Origin of the sequence: Bradyrhizobium sp. 155 (assembly GCF_023101105.1) — a bacterium.
Taxonomy (GTDB): Bacteria; Pseudomonadota; Alphaproteobacteria; order Rhizobiales; family Xanthobacteraceae; genus Bradyrhizobium; species Bradyrhizobium canariense_D.
Map to the genome: position 1 here is coordinate 18,199 of NZ_CP064704.1, position 25,419 is coordinate 43,617.

26 protein-coding genes and 1 tRNA gene are annotated in these 25,419 nt (G+C 63.3%); 10 read left to right on the forward strand and 17 right to left on the reverse strand.

From position 1 onward, the window contains the following. Positions 1 to 102: 102 nt before the first annotated feature. The 8 genes from IVA93_RS00085 to IVA93_RS00120 form a co-directional block, all read right to left on the reverse strand. Positions 103 to 1,701, reverse strand: a complete 1,599-nt coding sequence (locus IVA93_RS00085) for a caspase family protein (protein WP_039801002.1) — start codon at positions 1,699 to 1,701, stop codon at positions 103 to 105. Between the two features lie 205 nt (positions 1,702 to 1,906). Next, complete coding sequence (locus IVA93_RS00090) at positions 1,907 to 3,355, reverse strand: ammonium transporter (RefSeq protein ID WP_018459661.1); 1,449 nt, start codon at positions 3,353 to 3,355, stop codon at positions 1,907 to 1,909. Positions 3,356 to 3,393: 38 nt separating this feature from the next. After that, on the reverse strand, positions 3,394 to 3,732 hold the full coding sequence (locus tag IVA93_RS00095) for a P-II family nitrogen regulator (RefSeq protein WP_007598642.1): 339 nt from the start codon (positions 3,730 to 3,732) through the stop codon (positions 3,394 to 3,396). A gap of 435 nt (positions 3,733 to 4,167) precedes the next feature. Next, a complete protein-coding gene (locus IVA93_RS00100) occupies positions 4,168 to 4,770 on the reverse strand; it encodes an ATP-dependent Clp protease proteolytic subunit (RefSeq protein ID WP_018459663.1) in 603 nt (200 codons plus the stop codon). 42 nt (positions 4,771 to 4,812) lie between these two features. After that, on the reverse strand, positions 4,813 to 5,187 hold the full coding sequence (locus IVA93_RS00105) for an SRPBCC family protein (protein WP_018459664.1): 375 nt from the start codon (positions 5,185 to 5,187) through the stop codon (positions 4,813 to 4,815). Next, complete coding sequence (locus tag IVA93_RS00110) at positions 5,184 to 5,498, reverse strand: ArsR/SmtB family transcription factor (protein ID WP_018459665.1); 315 nt, start codon at positions 5,496 to 5,498, stop codon at positions 5,184 to 5,186. The genes IVA93_RS00105 and IVA93_RS00110 overlap by 4 nt, the downstream gene beginning before the upstream one ends. Positions 5,499 to 5,539: 41 nt before the next feature. Beyond that, positions 5,540 to 6,841 (reverse strand): ammonium transporter, encoded by a 1,302-nt coding sequence (locus IVA93_RS00115; RefSeq protein ID WP_018459666.1) that lies wholly within the window; start codon positions 6,839 to 6,841, stop codon positions 5,540 to 5,542. Between the two features lie 125 nt (positions 6,842 to 6,966). Next, positions 6,967 to 7,305 (reverse strand): P-II family nitrogen regulator, encoded by a 339-nt coding sequence (locus IVA93_RS00120; protein ID WP_007598647.1) that lies wholly within the window; start codon positions 7,303 to 7,305, stop codon positions 6,967 to 6,969. 239 nt (positions 7,306 to 7,544) lie between these two features. Between IVA93_RS00120 and IVA93_RS00125 the strand changes: the two genes are divergently transcribed. Further along, entirely contained in the window at positions 7,545 to 8,435 is an 891-nt protein-coding gene (locus IVA93_RS00125) for a DUF4339 domain-containing protein (RefSeq protein WP_247789602.1), read from the forward strand. A 40-nt stretch (positions 8,436 to 8,475) separates the two neighbouring features. Here the strand turns inward: IVA93_RS00125 and tesB are convergent, their stop codons facing one another. Continuing rightward, positions 8,476 to 9,339 (reverse strand): acyl-CoA thioesterase II, encoded by an 864-nt coding sequence (gene tesB, locus IVA93_RS00130; RefSeq protein ID WP_018459668.1) that lies wholly within the window; start codon positions 9,337 to 9,339, stop codon positions 8,476 to 8,478. A gap of 139 nt (positions 9,340 to 9,478) precedes the next feature. Here tesB and IVA93_RS00135 point away from each other — a divergent pair, with 139 nt between their 5' ends. Continuing rightward, positions 9,479 to 10,699 (forward strand): ubiquinone biosynthesis hydroxylase, encoded by a 1,221-nt coding sequence (locus IVA93_RS00135; protein ID WP_247789604.1) that lies wholly within the window; start codon positions 9,479 to 9,481, stop codon positions 10,697 to 10,699. Between the two features lie 118 nt (positions 10,700 to 10,817). Here IVA93_RS00135 and IVA93_RS00140 read toward each other — a convergent pair whose 3' ends face one another. Both IVA93_RS00140 and IVA93_RS00145 read right to left on the reverse strand, forming a co-directional pair. After that, entirely contained in the window at positions 10,818 to 11,015 is a 198-nt protein-coding gene (locus tag IVA93_RS00140) for a Trm112 family protein (RefSeq protein WP_018459670.1), read from the reverse strand. A 61-nt stretch (positions 11,016 to 11,076) separates the two neighbouring features. After that, positions 11,077 to 11,607: a TetR/AcrR family transcriptional regulator gene (locus IVA93_RS00145; RefSeq protein ID WP_018459671.1), complete on the reverse strand. Its 531-nt coding sequence runs from the start codon at positions 11,605 to 11,607 to the stop codon at positions 11,077 to 11,079. Between the two features lie 106 nt (positions 11,608 to 11,713). Between IVA93_RS00145 and IVA93_RS00150 the strand changes: the two genes are divergently transcribed. The 4 genes from IVA93_RS00150 to IVA93_RS00165 all read left to right on the forward strand — a co-directional run bounded on the left by IVA93_RS00150 (position 11,714) and on the right by IVA93_RS00165 (position 15,998). Next, entirely contained in the window at positions 11,714 to 12,064 is a 351-nt protein-coding gene (locus tag IVA93_RS00150) for a hypothetical protein (RefSeq protein ID WP_018459672.1), read from the forward strand. A gap of 221 nt (positions 12,065 to 12,285) precedes the next feature. After that, a complete protein-coding gene (locus IVA93_RS00155; protein ID WP_007598654.1) occupies positions 12,286 to 12,564 on the forward strand; it encodes a PepSY domain-containing protein in 279 nt (92 codons plus the stop codon). 47 nt (positions 12,565 to 12,611) lie between these two features. Further along, positions 12,612 to 13,205: a cytochrome b/b6 domain-containing protein gene (locus tag IVA93_RS00160; protein WP_018459674.1), complete on the forward strand. Its 594-nt coding sequence runs from the start codon at positions 12,612 to 12,614 to the stop codon at positions 13,203 to 13,205. A gap of 291 nt (positions 13,206 to 13,496) precedes the next feature. Further along, a complete protein-coding gene (locus IVA93_RS00165) occupies positions 13,497 to 15,998 on the forward strand; it encodes an EAL domain-containing protein (protein WP_018459675.1) in 2,502 nt (833 codons plus the stop codon). 12 nt (positions 15,999 to 16,010) lie between these two features. Here IVA93_RS00165 and IVA93_RS00170 read toward each other — a convergent pair whose 3' ends face one another. Together IVA93_RS00170 and trxA are read right to left on the reverse strand one after the other, a co-directional pair. Beyond that, positions 16,011 to 16,688 (reverse strand): LON peptidase substrate-binding domain-containing protein, encoded by a 678-nt coding sequence (locus tag IVA93_RS00170; protein WP_018459676.1) that lies wholly within the window; start codon positions 16,686 to 16,688, stop codon positions 16,011 to 16,013. A gap of 31 nt (positions 16,689 to 16,719) precedes the next feature. Further along, on the reverse strand, positions 16,720 to 17,643 hold the full coding sequence (gene trxA, locus IVA93_RS00175; protein WP_007598659.1) for a thioredoxin: 924 nt from the start codon (positions 17,641 to 17,643) through the stop codon (positions 16,720 to 16,722). A 276-nt stretch (positions 17,644 to 17,919) separates the two neighbouring features. On the opposite strand from trxA, the gene IVA93_RS00180 reads away from it, so the two are divergent. From IVA93_RS00180 to IVA93_RS00195, 4 genes are all read left to right on the forward strand, one after another. Then, positions 17,920 to 17,994 (forward strand) — tRNA-Gly (locus tag IVA93_RS00180). Between the two features lie 75 nt (positions 17,995 to 18,069). Then, entirely contained in the window at positions 18,070 to 19,056 is a 987-nt protein-coding gene (locus tag IVA93_RS00185; protein WP_018459677.1) for an NAD-dependent epimerase/dehydratase family protein, read from the forward strand. 378 nt (positions 19,057 to 19,434) lie between these two features. Beyond that, positions 19,435 to 20,715, forward strand: coding sequence for a PQQ-dependent sugar dehydrogenase (locus tag IVA93_RS00190; RefSeq protein WP_247541460.1), 1,281 nt, complete (start codon positions 19,435 to 19,437; stop codon positions 20,713 to 20,715). 216 nt (positions 20,716 to 20,931) lie between these two features. After that, positions 20,932 to 21,525 carry a c-type cytochrome gene (locus tag IVA93_RS00195; RefSeq protein WP_018459679.1) on the forward strand — a complete coding sequence of 198 codons (594 nt, stop codon included), beginning with the start codon at positions 20,932 to 20,934 and terminating at the stop codon, positions 21,523 to 21,525. Between the two features lie 12 nt (positions 21,526 to 21,537). Here IVA93_RS00195 and panE read toward each other — a convergent pair whose 3' ends face one another. From panE to IVA93_RS00215, 4 genes are all read right to left on the reverse strand, one after another. Next, positions 21,538 to 22,461: a 2-dehydropantoate 2-reductase gene (panE, locus tag IVA93_RS00200; protein ID WP_018459680.1), complete on the reverse strand. Its 924-nt coding sequence runs from the start codon at positions 22,459 to 22,461 to the stop codon at positions 21,538 to 21,540. A gap of 186 nt (positions 22,462 to 22,647) precedes the next feature. Next, positions 22,648 to 23,262, reverse strand: coding sequence for a 2-hydroxychromene-2-carboxylate isomerase (locus IVA93_RS00205; protein ID WP_018459681.1), 615 nt, complete (start codon positions 23,260 to 23,262; stop codon positions 22,648 to 22,650). A gap of 89 nt (positions 23,263 to 23,351) precedes the next feature. Beyond that, positions 23,352 to 24,701, reverse strand: coding sequence for an MATE family efflux transporter (locus IVA93_RS00210; RefSeq protein WP_026233859.1), 1,350 nt, complete (start codon positions 24,699 to 24,701; stop codon positions 23,352 to 23,354). Positions 24,702 to 24,787: 86 nt separating this feature from the next. Continuing rightward, positions 24,788 to 25,384 carry a DUF2239 family protein gene (locus IVA93_RS00215; RefSeq protein WP_018459683.1) on the reverse strand — a complete coding sequence of 199 codons (597 nt, stop codon included), beginning with the start codon at positions 25,382 to 25,384 and terminating at the stop codon, positions 24,788 to 24,790. Between the last annotated feature and the right edge of the window lie 35 nt (positions 25,385 to 25,419).

Consider the following 25,419-nt stretch of genomic DNA (forward strand, 5'->3'; position numbering starts at 1 on the left):
TGTTTCTTGTGGTCGATATTTCTGCGCGGGCGGTGTGGAATGGCAATCTTTTTCTTTCGCCTGGACGGACCAAGACAGACCTCCTGCAGCCGGTTCGTGCATCTATCTCTTGGCAAGTCCGCAGCCGTTGAATCCCCGGCCGCGCCAGCACCCGCTGCTCATGCACTCGGCTTCCAGCCGTGGACAAGCGGTTGAAGCGCAATCCGCGCGGCCACCCATACCGACGCATGCCGTGGCGCACCTGCTTCGCATGAACGAACAGCTCATGCCGCTTCCGGTCTGCCGCGGTTGCCCTGCTCCGGCCTGATCTGGCGGCAGCACGGCCGTCTTGTCCTCGCGCTTGGGCGCCCGCTTCGAATCAGGTTGGCCCGGACTTGCAGCGGGGCTCTGTGTCGTCAGCTTGGAGAGTTCCATCCGACACGGTCGGCTGGTATCGGTGCGGACGCCGGCGCCGGTGGTTCCTTTCAGCTCGAGTGCGAGCTTGTACTGATAGGGCGCGCCGGCTGTGCGGCGCAGCGGATCCTTCTCGCCAATCAGCCCGTTGACGGTGACAGTCGCGCTGCCATCCGCTTCGATCTTCCCGTCATAGATTGTGGCACCGGGCTTGCCCTCTTCCCCGGAGAGAGTGTGCAGCACGCCATCCTTGACGCGCAGGGCATACTGGAAATAGGCCTCGGGAAATGGGGGCTTGTTCTCGCAAGTCTCCTTCGCGATCCAGGTTCCATCGAATGCGGTTACGCGCTTGGCGGTGTCTGATGGTTTCGCCAAGGTCTCGACGCGCGATTTCGCCAGATCTGCGAACGCGCAGGCCGGGAAGCGTGCGAGGTGATCCTTGAATGCCGCGAGCGTTCCCAGCGCTTCCGCGCTACGCCAATGGTCTCCGGCCTCCGCGCAGGGATCGACCTGAGGCGTCGCAGGCGACAACGCCGCCGTCTCGGGCTTGCCGTTCAGGTAGAACTCGCCGAAGAACGACAGCGACAGCTCCGGTACTTGCGAGCCTTTGGAGCGCTGGTAGACGCCGGCGCTGATCGTCTGAAATACCGTGTTGACGTTGCCCTTGTCGCCGATGTGCTCCAGGAACGCGCTGGTGTAGGGGCTGTTGCGGCCGCTGCCGTCGTCGGCGGTCCGGCCGGCCTGTGTCGCGTAGGAAATGATGGTGCCCTCGGGACTTTCCATCTTGGCAAGGCCGCGTGAGACGGTGACGCCACGGCCCTGTCCGACGTTTCGCCGCAACTCGTCGGCAAATGGATTGTCGCGGCAGGCGTCGAGCACGAGGATGCGCAGGTTCTTGGCCTGCTGCAGATCCGCCAGGATCTCGTCGGCGCGCACCAGACGGCGCAGATCGACCTCGTCGCGAACGACGGCATCGACAGGCACCAGATAGTTGACGCCGGCGAACTGGAGCGCGTGCCCACTGTAATAGAACAGGGCGACATCGGCGCCGCGGGCCTCACGCGCGAAGCGAAGAATGGTGTCCTGCATGGCGGACTGGTCGAGGTCGGTCGTGACAACAGGATCGAACCCCGATCGCTTGAGGGCCGCGCCGACATCGGCCGCATCGTTGGTCGGATTGGCGAGCGGGGGAACGTTTCGGTAAGCGCCGTTGCCAATCACCAGCGCGACGCGCTTGTCCGCGCGGGCATCGAGGCTCGACAAAGCGAGCAACAGGAAACACCAGACTAGGCAATAGGGCAGACGCATGAAATCCTGCTCCAAACGGGGAGCATGATATTCAGCAAGCTCGCAGCAATGCAATTTAACTTATGACGGCCCAGCGGCACGGGACCAAAAAGAAAGGGGCTCCAACTTGCGCTGGAGCCCCTCAACGGTCGGGACATTGCCGGGTATGTGCCCCAAACCGTAGTTGTGAGCGCGACCTCCGAGGAGGCCGCGCCCGGGAGGAGACTTACATGTTGTAGGCGCGCTCTGTGTGCTCGGTGATGTCGAGGCCTTCACGCTCGCTCTCGACATTGGCGCGGAGGCCAACGATCACATCGACGACCTTGTAGAGAATCGCCGAACCGATGCCCGACCACACCAGCGTGGTGCCGACGCCCCAGACCTGGGAGATCATCTGCGCCGCGAAGTCGTAATCGGCAACCTTCGGCGGGATCGCGGTGTAGTCGATGATGCCCGCACCACCCAGCGCCGGATTGACGAGGATGCCGGTGCCGAGGGCGCCGATGATGCCGCCGACGCAGTGCACGCCGAACACATCGAGGGAGTCGTCGTAGCCGAGCGCGTTCTTCACGACGGTGCAGAAGAACAGGCAGACCACGCCGACCACGAGGCCGAGGACGATCGCACCCATCACGCCGGAGAAGCCGGCGGCAGGCGTGACGGCCACGAGGCCCGCGACAGCGCCGGAGATGACGCCGAGCACCGACGGGTGACCCTTGATGATCCACTCCGCGAACATCCACGACAGCGCGGCGGCTGCGGTGGCGACGAAGGAGTTGGTCATGGCGAGGGCTGCGCCGCCGTTGGCTTCGAGGTTGGAGCCGGCGTTGAAGCCGAACCAGCCGACCCAGAGCAGCGAGGCGCCGATCATCGACATCGTCAGCGAGTGCGGAGCCATCAGCTCCTTGCCGTAGCCGACGCGCTTGCCGATCAGCAGGGCGCCGACGAGGCCTGCGATGCCGGCGTTGATGTGCACCACGGTGCCGCCCGCAAAGTCGATCGCGCCCTTCTTGAAGATCCAGCCTGCGTCGGCGTTGATCTCATCGAGCTTGGCCTGCGCTGCGGTCTTCGCCGCGCCATCAGCCGCAGCAGCCAGAGCCTTGGCTGCGTCCTGGATCATGTCCGGGCCGGGCCAGTACCAGACCATGTGCGCGATCGGGAAGTAGATCAGCGTGACCCAGAGCGGGACGAAGAGCGCGAGCGCCGCGAACTTCATGCGTTCGGCGAAGGCGCCGACGATGAGGGCGGGCGTGATCGCCGCGAAGGTCATCTGGAAGCACATATAGATGAGCTCCGAGATGTTGGCGTCGACCGAGAAGGTCGCGGCCTTCGAGTCGGTGGTGACGCCCATCATGAAGGCCTTGGAGAAGCCGCCGATGAAGTCGGAACCGCCGGTGAAGGTGAGGCTGTAGCCGTACACGGCCCAGATCACGGTGACGACGCAGACGGTGTAGAACACCTGCATCAGGACGGAGAGCATGTTCTTGGAACGGACGAGGCCGCCGTAGAACAGCGCGAGGCCGGGGATCGTCATCAACAGCACGAGCACTGTCGATGTCAGCATCCAGGCGTTGTCTCCCTTGTTGACCGTTGGCTCGGCGTAGGCTGCGGTCGCAGCGAACAGGCCGACTGCGAGAGCCGCCAATCCCGCGCCATAGGGACGCTTAAACGTCATTTCATTTACTCCTGATTGAATTTTGATTGAGCGCGAAATCAAAGGGCCGCAGCATCGGCCTCGCCGGTGCGGATGCGAACCGCATGGTCGAGATTGATGACGAAGATCTTGCCGTCGCCGATCTGTCCGGTTTTCGCGGCGGTCGTGATGGCGTCGATGGTCTTGTCGACCTGGTCGGAGGCGACAGCGACCTCGATCTTGATCTTGGGCAGGAAGCTCACGGCATATTCGGCGCCGCGATAGATTTCCGTATGGCCCTTCTGGCGGCCATATCCCTTGACTTCCGTCACCGTGAGACCGTGAACGCCGATGGCGGTCAGGGCGTCACGGACTTCTTCCAGCTTGAATGGCTTAATAATCGCCATAACAATTTTCATGGGTCCTATCCCCGCTTGGGCCCGGTCCGGACGTGGCCGGGCGCTTCTCGACTGGTTCGCCACGAGGGAGAAAGTTCACTACGCGGGCACAGCCAGGACCCTTAGAATCAAATGCCGTGCCAGATCGGGCGTGTTGCCTAACGGACTATGAAAACGGGTGTTTTCGCGTTTGACGCGTAGTGCCGTGCAGTGCGCCATTACGCCGCGCTCAATACCTGACCATGCCTGATTAAAATACAGGCACGACAGGCTGTCGACACATTGGTGCTCACACGTAGGGCAGCAGAAAGGTATTTCCGTAAGGCGCGCGCCTATTGCAGGGCTTGTCGTGCCGCGAAATATCGGGCCCGTCGCACTTGTGCTCACGGAATGCGCGCAACCGGCCAACCTGCTTGAGCGGGCGAGGCTTGCCGGACGGGTCCCCGGCAGGGACCGTCAGGCGGCGCTGCGTTCCGCGAAGACCCGGTCGATCAGGCCCCAGTCGACCGCCTGCTGCGCGGTCATGAAATGGTCGCGGTCCAAGGTCCGTTCCACGTCCGGTTCGGGGCGCCCGCAATGCTGGGCATAGAGCCGGATGATGCGCCGCTTGGTTTCCTGCATTTCGGTGGCGTGGATCAGGATGTCGGACGCCTGGCCCTGAAAGCCGCCGAGCGGCTGATGCACGTGAAGGCTCGCATTGGGCAGGGCGGCGCGGTGACCGGGCTCGCCGGCCATCAGCAGAAACGAGCCCATCGAGCGCGCGGTGCCCATGCACAGCGTATGCACCGGCGCCTTGATGAATTGCATGGTGTCGTACATCGCAAGGCCGCTGGTGACCACGCCGCCATAGGAATTGATGTAGAGATTGATCGGCTTGTTCGGATTCTCCGCCTCCAGAAACAGGAGCTGCGCGCAGACCAGTCCGGACATCGCATCATTGACCTCGCCATTGAGGAAGATGATGCGCTCGCGCAACAGGCGCGAATAGATGTCGAAGGATCGCTCGCCGCGGGCGGATTGTTCGACGACCATAGGGACGAGCTGAAGCATGTCGCGCATCGGCGACCTCCATTTTCTGCGGGTGATGAAGTGGTGTTGGTGTCAGGCGGCCGCGCGCATCAGGCAGCCATTGCTGTTGGCCGGCTGCGGCAGCTTCATACGGATCTCGCAGGCTTGCTGGATGATGCGAAAGCGGGTGCCGCCATCCTCGTTCGGCTCGATCCGGAAGATGACATGGCTTTCGCGAAACGGCGGTTCGGAATCGCGCAGCCGGTAGCGCACCTCCTGGCCCGGGATCGCTGATTCCGGCTCGGCGCCCGCAAGATCGCAATCCGGCAACCAGCGCTCGCGCAAAGCCGGAATGGTCACCGCGCGCCAGACCTTGGCCGGCGGCGCATCGAATTCATATTCGAGCACCAGGTCTGTTTTGAGCGCCAAGTCTGCGTCGGAGGGATCAGGCTTCACGGCGTCGCTCATTGATCCATCTCCTTCAAGAGATCGGCGAGGGCATCCATGCGTTTCGGCCAATAGGCGCGGTAGCGCGCAAGCCAGGCCCCGATCGCGGAGATTCCTTCGGGATCGACTTCGTAATTCACAAAGCGGCCCTGCCGCTGTTCGCGCACCAGGCCCGCGCCGCGCAGCACCGCGAGATGCTGCGACATCGCCGGTTGGCTGATCTCCAATCCGTCGCGCAAGGCGCTGGCATTCAGGCTTCCGCCGGCAAGCTTCTCAAAGACCTTGCGGCGGGTCGGGTCGGCCAGCGCTTTGAAGATGTCGGCTTCGATCATGGCGACACATAAGCATACGCTTATGTGTTGCGCAAGCCCAATTACTGCAGCGCCTCGCCGTGCTGCGAAATATCCAGCCCCTCGAGTTCGTGCTCGCGGGAGACCCGCAACGGCACGAACAGACCGACCAGCTTGAGCAGGACGAAGCTCATGCCTGCCGACCAGACGAAGGTGACGGCGACCCCGTAGAGCTGGATAAGAAGCTGCTGCGGATGGCCTTCGAGCAGGCCGGCGGTGCCGCCGATCGCGCTCGTTGCGAACACGCCGGCCAGCAGGGTCCCGGTCATCCCGCCGATGCCGTGGACGCCGAACACGTCGAGCGAATCGTCATAGTCGAAGCGGTGCTTCAGCCAGGTGCAGGCCCAGTAGCAGACGAGGCCTGCGATCACGCCGATGACGATGCCGTGCCAGGGCGCCACGAATCCCGAGGCCGGCGTGATGGTGCCGAGGCCGGCCACCGCGCCGGAGATCATGCCGAGCACGGACGGCTTGCGCCGCGTCGACCATTCGATCGCGCCCCAGGTCAGCGCGCCGGAGCAGGCTGCGAGATGGGTCGCGATGATCGCCATCACCGCGCGAGAATTGGCTGCGCCCGCCGAGCCGCCGTTGAAGCCGAACCAGCCGACCCACAACAGGCCGGTGCCCATCACCGCGAGCGACAGATCGAATGGCGAGAGATTTTCCGTGCCGTAGCCATGACGGCGTCCCATCACCTTCGCCGCGACGAGGCCGGCGGTGCCGGCCGACAGATGCACCACGAGGCCGCCGGCGAAATCCAGCACGCCCATTCCGGCGAGGAAGCCGCCGCCCCACACCCAATGCGCGAGTGGAATGTAGACGAAGATGAACCAGGCCACGGAAAAGAGGAGATAAGCGGAGAACCGCATCCGGTCGGCCACCGCGCCCGCGACCAGCGCCACCGTGATGATCGCAAACGTCATCTGGTACAGCATGAACAGCGCTTCCGGGATCGTCTTCGCCGCCGGGTTGACGCTGTCCATGGTCATACCGGAGAGAAACCAGCGGTCGAGCGTGCCGATCCACGGGCCGTCGCCGACGAAGCACAACGAATAGCCGAACGCGACCCAGAGAATGGAGATGATCGTCACTGCGGCGAGGCTCTGCGCCATGGTGGCGAGGACGTTCTTCTTGCGCACCATGCCGGAATAGAACAGCGCGAGCCCCGGGATCGTCATCATCAGCACCAGCGCGGTGGCGACGATCATCCAGGCGGTGTCGGCAGTGTTGATCTCGGAGCCCGCGGCACGCGCCGGCGAAGCCATGATCGACCCAAGCCCGATCGGCGCGGCGATAGCAGCCGCGCGGCGCAACAATCCCGCCATGTCGTTTCCCCCAGCTATTGATTGTGTCGCACGCCGTGGCGCCGTTGCCCGGTGCGATCGAAGAAGAGCGTTGTCGAGCGAAGCGGTTACCGGTTCGCGAAAAGAAAACGCGTCAAAGCAAAAATCTAGAGCGCGTCGCTGTCGGTCTCGCCGGTGCGAATGCGGGTCGCGTGATCGATCGGCGTGACGAAGATCTTGCCGTCGCCGATCTGGCCGGTGCGCGCGGTCGCGGTGATGACCGCGACGGCCTTCTCGGCGATATCGGAGGCAACCGCGATCTCGATCCGCAGCTTCGGCAGGAAATTCACGACATATTCGGCGCCGCGATAGATCTCGGTGTGGCCCTTTTGGCGGCCATAGCCCTTCACTTCGGTCACGGTCATGCCGTGGACGCCGATCGCCGTCAGGGCCTGACGGACCTCATCGAGCTTGAAGGGTTTGATGATCGCGACGACGAGTTTCATGGTCAGGCCTATTCCCCCGGGATGCGCCGCGCCGTATGTCCCCGGCGCAGCGTCAATCTGGCATCTTTCCGGGCAAATGGCATAAAAAACTTGCAGATTGAAGCGGAAAATCGTTGGGCCATGTGAACGGCCGCCTCTGTACAGGGCAGCCGTTCATCCTCCACAATGCGTTTTTGGCATGGATGCGATGAACCCAAGCGTCGCGGCCGGTACAAAACTATGTTCGAGGGGGACGCTTCATGGCGAGTTGGTTCTACGCATCCGAGGGCAAGCAGCAGGGGCCCTATCCGGAAGGGCAATTCCGTGACCTCGTCGACCAGGGAGTCGTGCGTCCGGATACGCTGGTGTGGTCGGACGGCATGGCCGGCTGGCAGAAGGCGGCCGAAATCCCCGGCCTGATCGGCGGGGGCGGTGCGCCCCCGATGATGCCGGCTGGCGGCCCGCCGATGATGGGCTCCGGGGGCTACGGCGGCGGTGGCGCCGGAGGATCGCTGGCGGTCGATTTCGGCATCCTCGAGTTCACCTGGCGCAGCATCGTGATGCTGATCGGCATGTGCTTCATCATCCCGGTGCCGTGGGTGTTCGTCTGGTACACGAAATGGATCGTGTCCTGCGTGAAGGTCCCCGGGCGGCCCAATCTCAGCTTCACCGGCAATGCGATGGCGCTGGTGCCCTGGTATTTCGGCTTCATCGTTCTGGCGGTCGTGATCGGCTACATCGGCGTTCCCTTGCTGAGCAATTTGCTGTTCATCGCCCAGCTCGTTCTGTACTGGCTCCTGATCAAATGGATGGTCGCGAATCTCGCCTCCAATGGGCAGCCGCTCGGCCTGAGCTTCACCGGCACGGTTTGGGCCTATGTCGGCTGGAGCCTGCTGTTCGCGATTTCCATCATCACCATCATCGGCTGGGCCTGGGTCGCCGCGGCTCAGATGCGCTGGTTCTGCCGCAGCATCGAAGGCACGCGGCGCGAGATCGTGTTCAACGGCAGCGGTCTCGGGATTCTCTGGCGGGGCATCGTGGCCGCATTCCTGTGCGGCTTCATCATCCCGATCCCGTGGGTCTATCGCTGGATCATGAACTGGTTCGCGTCGGAGACGGTTCTGGCTCCGCGGGGATCGCTCCGGGCCTGACCTCGAAAGGCACAAGCGCGATCGATCGTGCTTGTGCCTCTTAGGCTCTCCGTTCGCGCACCGAGCCTTCCTGCGCGACGGAGGCCACCAGCGTGCCGTCAGGCTTGAAGATCGAGCCGCGGGTCAAGCCGCGGCCGCTTCGCGCGCTCGGCGAATCCTGTGCGTAGAGCAGCCATTCGTCGGCGCGGAACGGGCGGTGAAACCACATCGCGTGGTCGAGGCTCGCGGGCATCATGCGCTTGTCGAACAGGGTGCGGCCGTAGCGCGCCATAATCGCATCGAGCAGCGAGAAGTCCGACGCATAGGCCAGCGCGCACATGTGCAGCGCCGGATCGTCCGGCAGCGTTGCCGCGGTCTTGATCCAGACATGGATGCGGCCGTCCTCGATCCTCTCACCGAAATAACGGCCGAGCTCGACCGGGCGCAGCTCGATCGGACGGTCGGATTCATAATAGCGGCGGATGAACTCCGGCATCTCCTTGAACATCGGCTGCTTCGCGACTTCCTCCGCCGTCAGCTTTTCCGGCGGCGGCACGTCGGGCATCTTGTCCTGATGATCGAACGCGCTCTCTTCCTCCGCGTGGAACGACACCATGATCGAGAAGATCGCGTTGCCATGCTGGATCGCGGTGACGCGTCGCGTCGAGTAGCTCTTGCCGTCGCGCAGGCGCTCGACCTGATAGATGATCGGGATCTGCGGATCGCCCGGCAGGATGAAATAGCAATGCAGCGAATGCGGCAGCCTGCCCTCGACGGTGCGGCACGCTGCAACCATCGCCTGTCCGATCACCTGGCCGCCGAACACCCGCTGCCAGCTGGTCTTCGGACTGTTGCCGCGGAACAGATTCACCTCGAGTTGTTCGAGGTCGAGGATCGAGATGAGGTCGATCAGGCTCTTGGACATGGATTTCAGCTTTCGCCTTGCCGCCCCGGGGTTCGCTGCTCCGGATCGACACAATGGGGGCTATCCGCCCTTGTTTCACCGCACTGTTTCGCCCACCTCAAGTCTGCTAGCAAGGCCAGGATTTAGCCGGGAATTGGGTATGTCGGTACAGGGTAGCATTGTCATCGGTGGCGGCGCGTTTGCGGGCCTGGCGCTGGCCCTGGCGCTGCGCCAGGGGCTCGGCCCCGAGATCCCCGTCATCGTCGCCGACCCCGCGCTCTCCACACGTCCGAGCCGGGACCCGCGCGCGACCGCGATCGTGGCCGCCTGCCGCCGCCTGTTCGAGGCGATCGGCGCCTGGGACGACGTCAGGGGCGAGGCGCAGCCGATCCTCGACATGATTGTCACCGATTCCAAGCTGGAAGACGCCACCCGTCCGGCGTTCCTCAACTTTGCCGGCGACGTCGCGCCGGGTGAGCCCTTCGCGCATATGGTCGAGAACCGCCGCCTCATTGATGCGCTGGTGGTGCGCGCCGAGGCCGAGGGCATCGATCTCCGCGCGACCACAGTGTCGTCTTACGACGCGCGGGCCGAAGGTATCGACGTGACGCTCGGTGATGGCAGCGTGATTGCAGCGAGCCTCCTGGTTGCGGCCGACGGTGCGAAGTCGAAACTGCGCGAGCGCGCCGGCATCGCCACCCACGGCTGGGAATATGATCAATCCGGCATCGTCGTCACTGTCGGCCATGAGCGCGATCACGAAGGCCGCGCCGAAGAGCATTTTCTGCCGGCGGGTCCGTTTGCTATCCTGCCGCTTTCGGGCAAGCGCTCCTCGCTGGTATGGACCGAGGGCCGCAGCGAAGCCGCGCGTATCGTTGCGTTGAGCGATGGGGAATTTCACGGCGAGCTCGAGCAGCGCTTCGGCCTGCATCTCGGCGAGGTGAAGGCGCTCGACAAGCCGCGCGCGTTTCCGCTGTCCTATTTCGTCGCACGCTCCTTCATTGCCCAGCGCCTCGCGCTGGTCGGCGATTCCGCCCACGTCATCCACCCAATCGCGGGCCAGGGTCTCAACATGGGGCTGAAGGACGTCGCCGCGCTGGCCGAGGTCGTGGTCGATGCCGCGCGGCTCGGCATGGATATCGGCGGCGTCGACGTGCTCGAACGTTATCAGCGCTGGCGCCGCTTCGACACCATGGCCATGGGCGTTGCCACCAACTCGCTGAACTTCCTGTTCTCCAACCAGTCCACCTTGCTGCGCACCGTCCGCGACATCGGCCTCGGCCTCGTCGATCGCGCCCCGCCGCTGAAGAATCTTTTTATCCGCCAAGCCGCGGGTTTGACCGGTGAGATACCGCGGCTGTTGAAGGGCGAGGCGCTGTAGGATTTTCGGTAGCCCGGATGGAGCGCAGCGTATTCCGGGGCCGCTGCGTCATACGAGGAACCCCGGATTTCGCTGCGCTCCATCCGGGCTACAAGTCTCTCATCGGGCCACAAGTCCCTCAATCGATCTTGCGGGCCTCTTCCGGCAGCATGATCGGGATGCCATCGCGGATCGGATAGGCGAGCTTGGCGCTGCGCGAAATCAGCTCCTGCTTTGCAGCATCGAACTCCAGCGGACCCTTGGTCAGCGGGCAGACCAGAATCTCCAGCAATTTGGGATCGACGCTGGCTTCGGGGCGTTCGGTGGGCGCGTTCATGGGGGTCTCCGACGGTCGGTTGCCTCTAGCATAAAAAATCGTAGCAGCCCATCGCGTCGCCTCAAGCGGCAACCATCCGCAGAATCTCGTCGAGCAGGCCCTCAAGCCGCGCGGCCGGCGCTGGCGGGCCCGACAGGGCGAAGCCGAGAAACGTCCAGTACAGGATTTGCGCGCGGGCTCGCGCTGTCGCCGCCTCGAACCCGCGCTTCCTCAGCAGCTCCTCGATATAGTCGAGCCTGCGCCGGTCGATGGCACGCACCGCCGTTTGTGCCGCCGCATCGAAGGCCGCCCAGTTCCGCACCGCGCGCTCGAGGTCGAGCCGCGCGCCAAAAGTCCTGCGCAGCAGCGCTTTCAGCGGCTCGTCGCTGTCCGCCTCGACATCGGCGATGATCTGCTCGGCCGCGATCTCGCGCCAGCGCTTCAAGAGAGCAGCATGGAATGCGCCGAGATCGGCGAAATGCCAATAGAAGCTGCCGCGCGAGACCCCCATGGCTTTTGCCAGCGGATCGGCCTTCAGCGCGGTGAAGCCGTCTCGCGCGAGCGCCTTCAGTCCCTGTTTGATCCAGTCGTCGGCGGTCAGCTGTTCGGCCATGTCGGGTTCCGGATGCAAACATACACTAGTGTATTGACAGCCGGCAGGCCAGCGCCTATCCCACCATACATAACTGTATGGACCATATTTGCAGGGAGCTTTGACGATGCGTGATCTCTTGCTCCAGTGCGCCGGGGTCTTGACCATTGCCGTGGCCCTCATTCATGGCATTCTCGGCGAGACCAAGGTCTTTGCCCGCGCCCGCATCGAGCCGGAGCGGCTCCGCACCCTGATCCGCCTGGTCTGGCAGGCCTCGACCGTCGCCTGGATCGGCGGCGGTGTGCTCCTGATCGCGGCGCCCTGGATGCAATCGGAGCCAGCGCGTCACTGGATCGTCGTCACCATGGCCGGTGTGTTCGGCTTCTCCGCTCTCGCCAACGCATGGGCCACAAGCGGCCGGCATTTTGGATGGATGGCGCTCACCGCCGTCGTCGTCATGGCGGTTGCTGGCTACTGAGCTTGCGCGTCGGGATCAGCCTGCTGTCAAACCGTGAGACGTAAGGCCGCAGTGTCGTCTCAAATGCGCGCTGCATACGGAGAGCGCTGAACTTTTTCGGATCGTTAGAATAACTCTAAAGCGAACTGGCCGCGAACCGCATTGACTTCATCATGTGCTTTGCTTCCTTCGGTCCCGCTTCGCCTGCCGGCGCAGCGCCCACGACAGAAGAGGAGACGTTCGTGAAGGTTATTCGTGTTGTTGCCGTTGCATTGACGATCGGGATTGGCATGGGATCGGCAGCCTTGGCCGATGGTTTCAAGGACTGCACCAAGCTCGACAAGGCGTCGTGGAAGCCGGCGAGCGACGCCGAAGCCAAGGCCAAGGCGCTCGGCTACGAGGTGCGGCGCTCCAAGATCGAAGGCTCGTGCTACGAGGTCTACGGCGTCAAGGAAGGCAAGCTTTACGAGCTGTTCTACAGCCCAGAAGATCTCAGCCTGAAGCACACGATTGCGAAGTAGACCGCGCGAAGTGTCTGCGCAATGCTACGCCTGAGGGTGGTCCTCGCTTGATCGAAGAAACGGTGCCGCACGCTCGCGGGGGGTCCGACCGGACCCCCGCGGATCGAACCGCCGCGCGGACAGTCGCGGTCTGGGACCTCCCGCTGCGGCTCTGGCACTGGGCGCTCGCGGCTTGCGTTCTGGCCGCGTGGTTCACGCCGACCGTCTATGACCGACTTCACCGCATCGTCGGTTATGCCGTACTCGGCCTTCTTGCGTTCCGTCTGGTCTGGGGTTTTTGGGGAAGCCGCTATTCGCGCTTTCGCATGGTCGGCGTCAGGCTTCGGGCCGCGCCGGGTTATCTCTGGAATCTGCGCCGCGGCATCACCGGCCGCTATATCGGTCTCAATCCAGCCGGCACGTTGATGCTGGTGGCGCTGCTGGTCTCGCTGGCGGTCTCGACGATCACGGGCGCGATGTCGGTGACCGTGACCTTTTTCGGTGTCTGGTGGGTCGAGGACACTCACCATTATTCATCCGACGCGGTCATCGTCCTGATCGTGCTGCACGTCTTGGGCGTGCTGATGATGGGGCGTCTTCAGCGCGAGAATCTGATCAGCGCGATGATCACTGGACGTAAGCGCATCCGTCATCACCTCTAGAGCACTATTGGTTCTGATTGTGTCAGAACCGAAGCTTCGGTTCGGCGCGTCTCCTCCCCCGCCAATCGGTGTCGCCTTCCTCCGCTCCAGGCCTCGCTGCCGGTTCCAGAGTGCTCTCGGTTGGCTCTACGACCGGTGGCGCGCATTGTCCTGCGCGGGCGCCCGCCAGATTTCAAATTGCACTGACCACGTTAAGCAACCAATAAGCATGCAATCAGGCGTTGCACAAAATTAACGCGAAGGCGGATTAGCACGGACACTATCGGCAATATCCACGATGGAGCGGCTGGGATGTTTCGGGTTTTCGCTTGCCTTGCCGTCGAGCACGATTGGCGGCTTGTCCTGCTCGCCGGTCTGGTCTGCTTGCTCGCGAGTAGCGTCGCGGTCAGTATCTTTCATCGTGCGATCGTGGCGCCCGCAAGAACGCGGTTGATCTGGATCGGGATTGCCGGCGCTGCCATCGGATATGGGATCTGGGCAACGCATTTCGTCGCGATGCTCGCCTACGAACCCGGCGTTACGACCGGTTACGGCATCGTACTGACGGCGCTTTCGCTTGCTACGGCAATGCTGTTGACGTCGGGCGGCTTCGGCATTGCGGCCGGCTATTCCGGCCGGTGGCGCGCCGCGGCAGGCGGTGTCGTCATTGGCGGCGGCATCGCCAGCATGCACTATCTCGGAATGTGGGCACTTGAAGTGCCGGGCCGCGTCACCTGGTCGCTGGATCTGGTGTTTGCCTCGGTCATTCTGGGCATGTGCCTCGGCTGTGCCGCCCTCGTTGTTGCAGTCAGGTACAAGAACTCCTGGGGCGCACTGTTGGCGGCAGTCCTGCTGACCCTTGCTATCGTCTCGCATCACTTCACGGCGATGGGTGCCGTGCAGATCGTTCCAGATCCGACGCGTTCAACCGACAGTCTGTCGCTTTCGCCGACTTTCCTCGCTCTCGCCATCGCCGGCGTGGCACTATCTGTACTTGGGATGAGCCTGATCGGCGTACTCGCCGACCGCCGCCTGGCAAGTAGAACCAGCAAATTCGAGGAGATCATCAGCCAGCTTTCGATCGCCCGGCAGCAGCTCGAAGGCTCGCAGAGAGAGTTGCAGGATCAGACGCTCAGGCTGGACACCGCGATCAACCACATGGTTGAGGGCCTTTGCATGTTTGACGCCAAGAAGCGGCTTGTCGTCTGCAACGAGCGCTACGCCCGACTCTATCGGCTGCCGCCGGAACTGCTGCGGACGGGGACGTCGCACACCGACATCATCAGGCATCGCATCGTGAACGGAATCCTCAAGGGCGATCTCAGCGAGGGGGCTGCCGAGCAATTCATCTCGAAGCTGGCCGCGCTGCCGTTCGATGCGGTCTCAAGCAGGATCGACGAGTTTGCCGACGGTCGGTTGATCTGCGTGACGCGGCAGCCAATGGCCGGTGGCGGATGGGTTGCCACACATCTCGATGTGACCGAGCAGCGCCGGTCTGAGGCCAAAATCACTCATATGGCGCAACATGACGCGTTGACCGATCTGCCCAACCGCGTGCTGCTCAGGGAGCGGATGGAGCATGCCATCGCAGTTACTCGCAACGGTGGCGTCGACTTGGCCGTGCTCATGCTCGACCTCGACCGCTTCAAGGAAGTCAACGACACGCTTGGACATCCGGCGGGGGATTCCCTGCTCCGCGCCGTCGCCGCGCGCCTGCGCGAATGCACCACCGAAACCGCGTTGATCGCTCGACTGGGCGGCGACGAGTTCGCAGTGATCGATTACGTCACCAATCCAGCCGTGGAGGCTGCCGGCCTGGCCGAGAGCATCGGAAGGGCGCTTTGCGAGCCCTTCGATCTCGGCGATCACCGGGTCACGGTCGGCACCAGCATCGGAATCGCCATCGCGCCGCGCGATGGCAGCGATTCCGACGTGATCATGAAGAGCGCGGATCTCGCCCTCTACTCCGCCAAAAGTGGCGGACGTGGCGCATACCGCTTCTTCGAGCCGGAACTCGACGAGCTCATGCACGCGCGACGCAACCTGGAGCACGATATGCGGGATGCCCTTGCCGATCGTCAGTTCGAGCTCCACTATCAGCCGTTCGTCAGCGCCGCTACCGGCGAGACCCGCGGCTTCGAGGCCCTGCTCCGCTGGCATCACCCACAGCGAGGACTGGTCACGCCGAGCGAATTCATCCCGCTTGCGGAGGAGACAGGCCTTATCGTGCCGCTGGGAGAATGGGTCTTGCGGACCGCCTGTGCGGAAGCCGCCAATTGGCCTGCGCATGTCAGGATCGCTATCAACCTATCTCCCGCTCAATTCAGGAGCAAGGAACTCGTTGCTGTCATTGTCGGCGCGCTGGCGAGTTCGGGAGTGGCGCCACACAGGCTCGAGCTCGAGGTCACCGAGACGGTGATCATGCACGATAGCGAGGCTGCTTTCGCGGTGCTCGGACAATTGCGCGAGCTTGGCGTGCGAGTTGCCCTGGACGATTTCGGCACCGGCTATTCGTCTCTGAGCTTTCTGCAGAGATTCCCGTTCGACAAAATCAAGATCGACCGCAGTTTCGTCAGCGAACTATCCAGCCCGAGCGCAGAGGCGCACCATCTTGCGCGGGCAGTGGTTCGTTTTGCTGTCAGCCTCGGCAAGATAACGACCGCCGAAGGCGTCGAAACGAAAGAGCAGCTGGACATCCTCCGTGAGGAAGGCTGCGTCGAAACACAAGGCTACTATTTCAGCCGGCCGATGCCTGCATCCAGCATCACCAGCATGCTGCGGCGAGGTGCCGAAGCGGCCTACCACGCTGCATGAGCATTCCTACCCTCACTGCAGCGGCGGATCGCCGCTGGTGCGCTTCTTCGCGAGGTCCATCTCGGTCACCGCGATCAAAATTTCGGCGCGGGTCTTCAGGTCGGGCGCTTCCAGCATCGCCTGCTTCTCGGCCACGCCATAGGGCGACATCATCGCCAGCGCGTTGACGAGTGCTTCGTTGGGAGCGGTCTCGACGCCCTCCCAGTCAACCTTGAGGTTGTTGGCCTTCAGAAAGTCCGCCAGCACCGTCAGCAGTGCTTCGCGATCGACCTCCTCCTCGCCCATGCGCGGCGTGAAGTCGTCGACGAAGGCAAAGAAATCCACCTTGCACTGCCGGTAGGCGGTGAGAACCTCAAGCTCCTCGACGACCTTGAAGCGCGAGACACCGGTGAGCTCGAGGATGTAGCGGCCGTCGCCGGATTCCGCGAGCTGGGTGATGCGGCCGACACAGCCGACACGGAACAGCGCCGGCTTGTCGGAATTCTTGGGCGAATGCGCGATGTCGGGCTGGATCATGCCGATCAAGCGATGGCCGTCGCGAAAGGCATCGTCGATCATCGCGAGGTAGCGCGGCTCGAAGATGTTGAGCGGCATCTGCCCGCGCGGCAGCAGCAGCGCGCCCGGCAGCGGAAACACCGGAAGGATCTCCGGAAGGTCGGCCGGCCCGCGATATTCGATGTTGATCGGCATCTGCCGGGTCCCCTGGCCTTGCCAGCGCGCGTCAGGAAAACAGGATGATCGACAAGCGCTTGCGTCCCTCGACGGTTGCATCGTCCGTGCCGCCCCAGGCCTCGAAGAACTGTACCAGCTGCTTGCGGGCGCCGTCGTCGTTCCATTTGCGGTCGCGCTTGACGATCGCGAGCAGCTGCTCGGTGGCCGCTGCCCGGTTGCCTTGCGCGTTGAGCGCGATCGCGAGGTCGAATCGGGCCTGATGATCGAGCGGGTTTGCGGCGACTTTCTGTTCCAGCTCGGCGACGGGCCCGAGCTGTTCCGCCTGCTCGGCCAGATCGATCGCGGTCTGCACGGCTTTCACAGCCGGGTCGTTGCGCTTGGATTCCGGGACCATGGCGAGCGTCTGCTTGGCCTGCTCCATCGCGCCGGAGACGGCGTAGCATTTCGCGAGCCCGGCGAGGGCCGCAATGTTGGTCGATTCGAGCTGCAACACCTCCGCGTAGATCTGGGCGGCCGCGGCGGCATCGCCCTCTGCGAGCACGGCCTCGGCTTCCTGGAGGATCTCCGCGATATTCGGCTCACCCGGCGCGGTCACGCCCTTGGTCAGCTTCTCGATGAAGGCGTTGAGCTGGCTCTCCGGGACCGCACCCATGAAGCCGTCGGCCGGCTGGCCGTTGACGAAGGCGATCACCGCCGGAATCGACTGGATGCCCATCTGGCCCGGGATCGCCGGGTGCTGGTCGATGTTCATCTTGACCAGCTTGACCTTGCCCTTGGCGGCCTTGACCGCTTTTTCCAGCAAGGGCGTGAGCTGCTTGCAGGGGCCACACCACTCCGCCCAGAAGTCGATCAGCACCGGCTGGCGCTTCGATTCCTCGATGACGTCCTTCACGAAGGTCTGGGTAGTCGTGTCCTTGATCAGATCGGCGGCAGCCGGGCCCGCTGCTCCGTTACCCTGGTCGATGATCGTCACGGGATCCCCTCGTCTGATGTCTGGAATTGGCGGGTCTTTAGCACGTCGCCAATTCATATGCTTCGCTGTTGGCCCTAAATTGGGCCGGGACGGCCGAATTTCAATCCGTGTGGGCCGATTCGCCGGTTCCGGAGCCTTTTTTGGGGCATTTGGCCGCGTTCGGGTCCATATCGGGCCTCCGATTGCGCATCTATGCCGCCGGTAGCTGTTGCATTCCCCTCCCGCTTTTGGCATACGACAGCCGTTGCCGGCGCAGTCATGCGACCGACACAGGATGCGGGTGTAGCTCAGTGGTAGAGCACGACCTTGCCAAGGTCGGGGTCGAGGGTTCGAGCCCCTTCGCCCGCTCCAATTTTCTCCCAAAGCATCCAGTGAGCCGGATGGGCACGTGGTTTTCCACGCCTCTGGCGGCCGTTTGGGTCTCGAATGACAATTCTGGTCACAGGCAGCGCGGGCCATCTCGGCGAGGGTCTTCTCCGCACGCTCCGCGGGCGCGATTCGTCTGTGCGTGGGATCGACCTGAAGCCATCGCCCTTCACCGATGCCGTGGGCTCGATCGTCGATTCCGACTTCGTCCGGGCCCAGATGGACGGCGTCACCGCGGTGATCCACACCGCGACCCTGCACAAGCCGCATGTGGCGACCCACAGCAAGCAAGACTTTGTCGACACCAACGTCACCGGCACGCTCAACCTGCTTGAAGCGGCCGTGGCCGCCGGCGTGCGCAGTTTTGTCTTCACCAGTACCACCAGCGCGTTTGGCTCGCAGCTTCGCCCCGAGGCGGGCCAAGCCGCGGTGTGGGTCACCGAGGACCTGCCGCCGATTCCGAAGAACATCTACGGCACGACCAAGCTGATGGCCGAAAATCTCTGCGAGCTGTTCTGTCGCGAGCGCGGCCTGCCTGTCGTGGTCTTGAGGACCTCGCGCTTCTTCCTGGAAGACGATGACGATCCGGCGATGCGGTCGGCTTACGCGCCGGAGAATGCGCAGGCCAACGAGCTGCTCTATCGCCGGCTGGATATCGCGGACGCGGTGAGCGCCCATCTGCTCGCCGCCGAGCGCGCGCCGGACATCGGGTTTGCCCGCTACATCCTGTCGGCCACGAGCCCGTTCGAGCAGCGCCATCTCGCCGCACTGGCGCGTGACGCGGCCGGTGTGGTGCACGAGCTCTGTCCGGATTGTGCGGAGCTCTATGCGGCGCGAGACTGGCGGCTGTTCCCCGCGATTGACCGCGTCTATGTCAACGAGCGCGCGCGGCACGAACTCGGCTGGCGGCCCGAATTCGACTTTGCGCATGTCCTGAAATGCCTTCGCGATGACCGCGATTTTCGCAGCACGCTGGCGCGCGATGTCGGGTCGAAAGGCTATCATGAGACGATTTTCGACGATGGTCCTTACCCCGTCGCCCCGTAGCCGCCACCTTTGCTAATTCGCTCGATTCGTCAGATGTCTACCCGGAGTCACCGGCAGCAAGATGGCCGGAGCCGTTCTACTTTGCATGGGGTTGTTTTCGCGTTTTTTTGTTCCAGACCTCCTGCTGCCTGCAAATTAGCCGCGCATGATCTCGATTCTGCGCTGCAGCGAGAGCGTTGTCGTCGCGGCATTCGCGATCATTGCCTTTCCGTCTCAATTTTTACTGAGCGCTATCGCAGCGCACGCGGCGCGCTTCTCACCGCTCGCAGATGTGCTAACCTTCTGCGTCTGTCCTCTCGACAGAGTCCGAACTTCGCCTCTCGATAGCAAATTAAAATAAATGTGCAGCCCTGATGGCTGCCTTAGGGGAGTGACGCGATGAAATTCCATCGATCCGTCTTTCAATCCGTCCTGGCGCTTGCAGCGGTTGCCCTTCTCGCGGGGACAAGCGTCGGTCACGCGCAGCAGCAGGACAAGAACAAGCCGCTGAAGAAATACGAATCCGGCACCAAGGAGTTCTGGACCCATCCGCCGGACGACTGGTTTCTCGGCGACGAGACCGAGGCGCAGAAGGGCCTGGCGCCGCCGTCGGGTCCGCCCACCGGCGCGTCCGACGCCGAGCTCGCCAATATCGTCAAGAAGGTCAAGCTGCCGCCGGGCTTCAAGATGGAGGTCTACGCCTCCGGCGTGCTGGCCGCGCGGCAGATGGCCTGGGGTGACAAGGGCACGCTGTTCGTCGGCTCATTCGGCCTCGGCAACGTCTATGCGATTAAGGACAACAACGGAAAGAAAGACGTCAAGACGATCCTCAAGGGCCTGAACATGCCCACGGGTCTGGCCGTCAAGGACGGTGCCCTCTACGTCATCGCGGTCGACAAGCTGATCCGCTACGACGACATCGAAAACAAGCTCGACAATCCCGGCGAGGGCAAGGTCGTCTATGACGACATGCCGTCCTATGCCGCGCATGGCTGGAAATACATCGCGGTCGACAAGGAAGGCTGGTTCTACATTCCGTTCGGACCGCCCTTCAACATCGGCATTCCCCCGACCAGCGTGTCGCAGATCCGCCGGGTCGATCCCAAGACCGGCAATGCGGAAATCTATGCGCTCGGCGTTCGCAACTCGGTCGGGGGCGACGTCGATCCGCGCACCGGCAAGTTCTGGTTCACCGAGAATGCCCGCGACTGGATCAGCGACGATCTGCCCTCAGACAAGCTGAACATGATCAGCAAGATCGGCGAGCACTTCGGTTATCCCTACTGTCACCAGGGTGATCTGCCGGATACCAAGTTCGCGATGGGCCACAAATGCTCCGAGTTCACGCCGCCCGTGCTGAACCTCGGCGCTCACGTCGCTCCGCTGGGCATGAAGTTCTATACCGGCGACCAATTCCCGGCCGAGTACAAGAACAACATCTTGATCGCCGAGCACGGCTCCTGGAATCGTCACAAGTACCAGGGCGGCCGCATCATGCGCGTGATCGTCGGTCCCGACGGCAAGAACGCCAAGCAGGAGGTGTTCGCCTCCGGCTGGATCGAGGGCGACCAAGGCTATCTCGGCCGTCCCGACGACATCATTCTCGCCAAGGACGGCTCGATCCTGGTCGCCGACGACTGGGCCGGCGCGATCTACCGCATCAGCTACAGCAAGAAGTAGCGTAAGACGACGCGAGGCTGCGGTGCCGAGAGGGCGCCGCAGCCTTTCTCATTTCAATTTCGCACGCTGTCGTTTCCGATCGCGCACCGCTTGCGCGCAAGTCCGGAACCCTTGGCCACGAACGCGGGTTATCGAATTCTCAGATGCGTCATTGCGCATCATAGCTCGCGCTTCTTCGCCCCGGAATGACGCGTTCGATAGATCGGAATTCCAATCATGCGCCGGCAGTTCATCTCGCACGCAATCAGCGCGGTCGCGCTCCTCGCGCTCGGTTCTCTCCCCACGAGCGCCGCCGACAATGCCGCGATCAAGGAGAAGGCCGCCGTCTGCGCCGGCTGTCACGGCGAGAACGGCATCTCGCAGACCGAGAACATTCCTTCGCTCGCGGGCCAGCCCGATCAATTTCTGCAATGGCAGCTCGTGTTTTTCCGCGCCGGCTCGCGCAAGAACGACCAGATGCAACCCATCGCCGAGGAAATCACCAACGAGGACGTCCGCAATCTCGGCGCCTATTTCGCCGCGCTGACGCCGCCCACAGCGGCGGAGGACAAGGATCCGGACCTGTCGAAAAAGGGCGCCCAAGTTGCCGCCGGCCGCCGCTGCGCCTCATGTCATACGGATAGCTTTGCCGGCACCAAGGCCGTCGCGCGGCTGGCGGGCCAGCGCGAGGAATACCTGGTCAAGGCGCTGCACGACTACAAGAGCAGCCAGCGCGTCGGCGGCGGTGGCGCTGCGATGGCCGATGTCGCCTATCACATGAGCGATGAGGAAATCACCGCCGTCTCGCACTATCTCGCGTATTTCAAATAGCGGAAGCTGCGGCTACCCCACCCGCTGCTTCTCATACGCTTTCAAATGCGTGTAGGCGATGCGCAGCTTCGGCACCGGCACCTTGGCGGCATCGGCGCGAGCGATGAGGTCGCCGATGACGTGATCGGCCTCGACCGGCAGGCCCGCCTTGACGTCGCGGAACATCGAGGCCGTCATCGGTGAACCCTCGGTGGTGAGGTTGCCCTTCACGCGCTCGAAGAACGGCCCGCCCGGCGTGTAGCCCGACGCGGTGGCGATCGCGCTGGTCTCGTCCAGCATGCCGAGCAGGAAATCCCTGCCGCCGGGAGCGGCGAGAATATTGCCGACGGAGGTGCGCATCAGGCTGGTGGACGCGGCCAGCGAGGACAGGAACACCCACTTTTCCCACATGTCTTGCATGATGTTCTGGCTGGCGGTGGCCCCAGCGATGCCGCTCTTGAAGGCCTCGTCGATCGCCTTGACGCGATCCGACAGCTCGCCGTCGCGCTCGCCGTAATTGATCGACTGCATCGGCTGGAGCTGCACCACCTCGCGCTTCTCGTTGAGCGTCGCGGCGATGGCGCAGAGGCCACCGAGCACGCGCTCCTTGCCGAACTTGTCGTCGAGGATATCGAGATGCTTCATGCCGTTGAGCATCGGGATGATCGCCGTATTGGGCCCGACTGCTGCCGCGAACGACTTGATGGCGTCGTCGAGGTCGAAGGCCTTGCAGCTCAGCAGCACGACGTCGAACTTGTCCTTGAGCGCGTCGGCCTGAATGGTCGGCGGATTTTTCAAGGTCACGTCGCCGTTCGGGCTTTTGATGACGAGGCCGGCGCTCGCGAGCTCGCTGGCGCGCCGCGGCCGGACCAGGAAGGTGACGTCGCGGCCGGCCTGCAACAGCCTGCCACCAAAATAGCCGCCGATGGCGCCAGCGCCGACCACGAGGATACGCATGGGATTGTCCTTGTTGTTGGTTCTTTTTCGTCGTCTTGGCGAAAGCCAGGACCCATTACCCCGACTGCCTCTTGTCGGACAAGTCGGAGCCCCCGCCTATCGCCAAACGCGATCCGGTGGTTATGGGTCCTGGCTTTCGCCAAGATGACGTCGAGGACATTGTTCGGTTTCCCTGCTTCGAGAAAATCACTTCCCCGACACCATCTCCTCGACCTCGCGCAACTGCTCCTTGCCGAAGAACATCTCGTTGCCGACGAAGAAGGTCGGCGAGCCGAACGCGCCCCGCGCGACAGCTTCCTCGGTGTTCTTGATCAGTCTGCCCTTCACCTCCGGTTCCCCGGCGCGAGCGAACAGCTTTTGCGCGTCGAGGCCGGAGGACGCCAGCGCCTTCGCGGCGATTTCCGGATCGTCCATCTTCTTCGGCTCGCCCCACATGTGATGGAAGGCGGCTTCGACATATGCTTCGAACACGCCCTCGAGCTGCGCCGCGATCGCTGCGCGCATCAGGTTCAGCGTGTTGACGGGGAAGAACGGATTCATGACATAGGGCTGCACCTGGAAGCGCTTGACGAAGCGCTCGGTCTCGACCGCGTGGAATTCGCGCTTGTTCTTGATGCCGGCAAGCGTCTCGGCGGGGGACTTGTTGTTGGTCGATTTGAAGATGCCGCCGAGCAGGATCGGCACATATTCGAATTTGACGCCGATGCGCTGCTCGATGGCGGGGATCGCGAGATGGCTGAGATAGGCGTTCGGACTGCCGAAATCGAACAGGAATTGCGGGGCTGTGCGGGTCAAAATCATGCTCCCTGACGTCGCTTTTTTCGCATTGTGGCGCAGCGCGCGCCGCGGGTCTACCGTTTAATGACGGTCATAATCTCTTGATGATTTGGTCAGGTCAGGCGCCGGATCGTCCGCTTGCGCCACACCAGAAGGTAATAGCCCATCTGCAAAAGGAACATGGCGCAGAACACGATCGGATAGGCGGCCCACACACCCTGAAGGCCAATCGTGCGGCTCAGGATCACTGCGGATGGCAGCTCGATCGCCATAATGGCGAAGACCGCGAGCAGCATTGGCGTCAGTGCCACGCCGGCAGCGCGCATCGCGCCGGAAAATACCGTCGCCAGGCCGAACGGCACCGAGCTCCACAGTGCGATGTTGAGCAAGCTCTTCGCCAGCTCGAGCACGGTGTCATCAGTGATGAAGATGCCGAGCACGGCGCGCGGCGCGAGATAGATCAGCGCCACCAGTCCGCCCGTCAGGACGATGTTGAACGCAAGTCCGGTGCGCACGATGCCGTCGAGCCCCGCTCTGTCGCCGCGGCCGACCGCTTGGGCGCCGAGGATGGAGACTGCTATCGAAATCGACATCGCCGTGAACTGCGTGTAGCCCATCACCTGGTTGACCGCGCCATAGGCTGCGGTGGCGTTCGAGCCGAAGCCGTTGACGAGGCCGAGCAGCACCAGCTCGGCGATCGCCATCACCACCATGCCGATCGCGCTCGGCAGTCCAATGCCGAGGATCTGTCCCAGCACCACACGATTGAGCCGCAGATGGCGCAGCAGTGCAGCGTCCGGTGCCAAGGCATGTTTTCTCCGCAGCAGATAGGCCGCCAGCGCGACCAGCGTCAGCGCGTTGGCGATCGCTGCCGCCCAGGCCGGGCTGGTGATGCCGGCCGCCGGCAATCCGAACGACCCGCGGATCAGCATCGGCGTCAGGATCAAGCCGATCGCGGTCGACAAGGCCAGCGCCAGCAAAGGCGTCAGCGCGTCACCGACGCCGCGGATCATCGCCGTCATCAGCAGGAAGACGAAGCCGAGCGGCATGGTGAGCAGCATGATGCGGGCATAGGCGCTAGCCTGGTCGAGAATGTCTGCGGGCGTTGCGAGCATCATCATCAATTGCCGGCTGAAGATGCCGCCGATCAGTGCAATTGCAATCGAGAGCAGCAGGCCGATTGCGAGCGTCGTGCCGACGATGAGCTTGATCCGGCCCTGCTCGCCCGCACCATAGGCCTGGCCGATCAGCACCGTGGCGCCGGTGCTCAGCCCCATGACGAAGGCGAAAAGGAAGAACATCACCGGAAAGAACACCGAGACCGATGCAAGCGCGTCGATCCCGATCATCTGGCCGAGATAGACGTTGCTGACGGTGCCGAACAGTGATTGCAGCGCGTTGCTCAGCATCAACGGCGCGAGGAAGCGCAGAAAACTTTTCCAGAGCGGCTTGGCTGCGGACATGGATTGGCCTTTCAGGGCCTGCGAAACCGTCGCCACGCGCAATGCGCGTGGCCTGGCCGTCGATGGGGTTGTGAGAAGGCGCGCACCTAAGCGCGGTCGCTGTAGGCGAGCTTGACAATGTGGTCGCGGATGTCGGCGGGCCAATCTGCGATCAGTCCGGTGAAACGCCGCCGATCATCCGCAAACAGCGCGCGCGATGCTTCCTCGAACTGCGGCAGATTGCCGGCCATGGTCGACATGAAGTGATAGGCCGCATCGCGCGCCTGCCGCTCGCGGTCCTTGTCGCCGCTGGCACGCCGCGCCTCTTCGACAAGTTTCCGTAGTGCGACCGAGGCGCCGCCTGCTTGCGCGCTGAGCCACTCCCAGTGCCGCGGCAGCAGCGTCACCTCGCGCGCGACCACGCCGAGCTTCGGCCGGCCGCGACCGCGCGGCTCGCTCGGCGATGCGGTGTCCTCAACCGGGGGCGGCACAAGCTTCGCCAGCCGCGCCAGCACCTCCCGGTCTCCGCCGCGCAGATCGAAGTCGATCGATCTGCCCGTGGCGTCCTCGAAGATGATGATGGGCTCGTCCGGCCGCTCCGTCATCCTCTTGATGACCAGCGCGACCTCTCCTGCTGGCCCGGAGACCAGACGGCGATGCCCTTGGAAAGCGGTGAAAGTCTTCTGCATTGGAATCATTGCCATATTGGTCGCGATGGCAGCTTTAATACCCGGGTAAA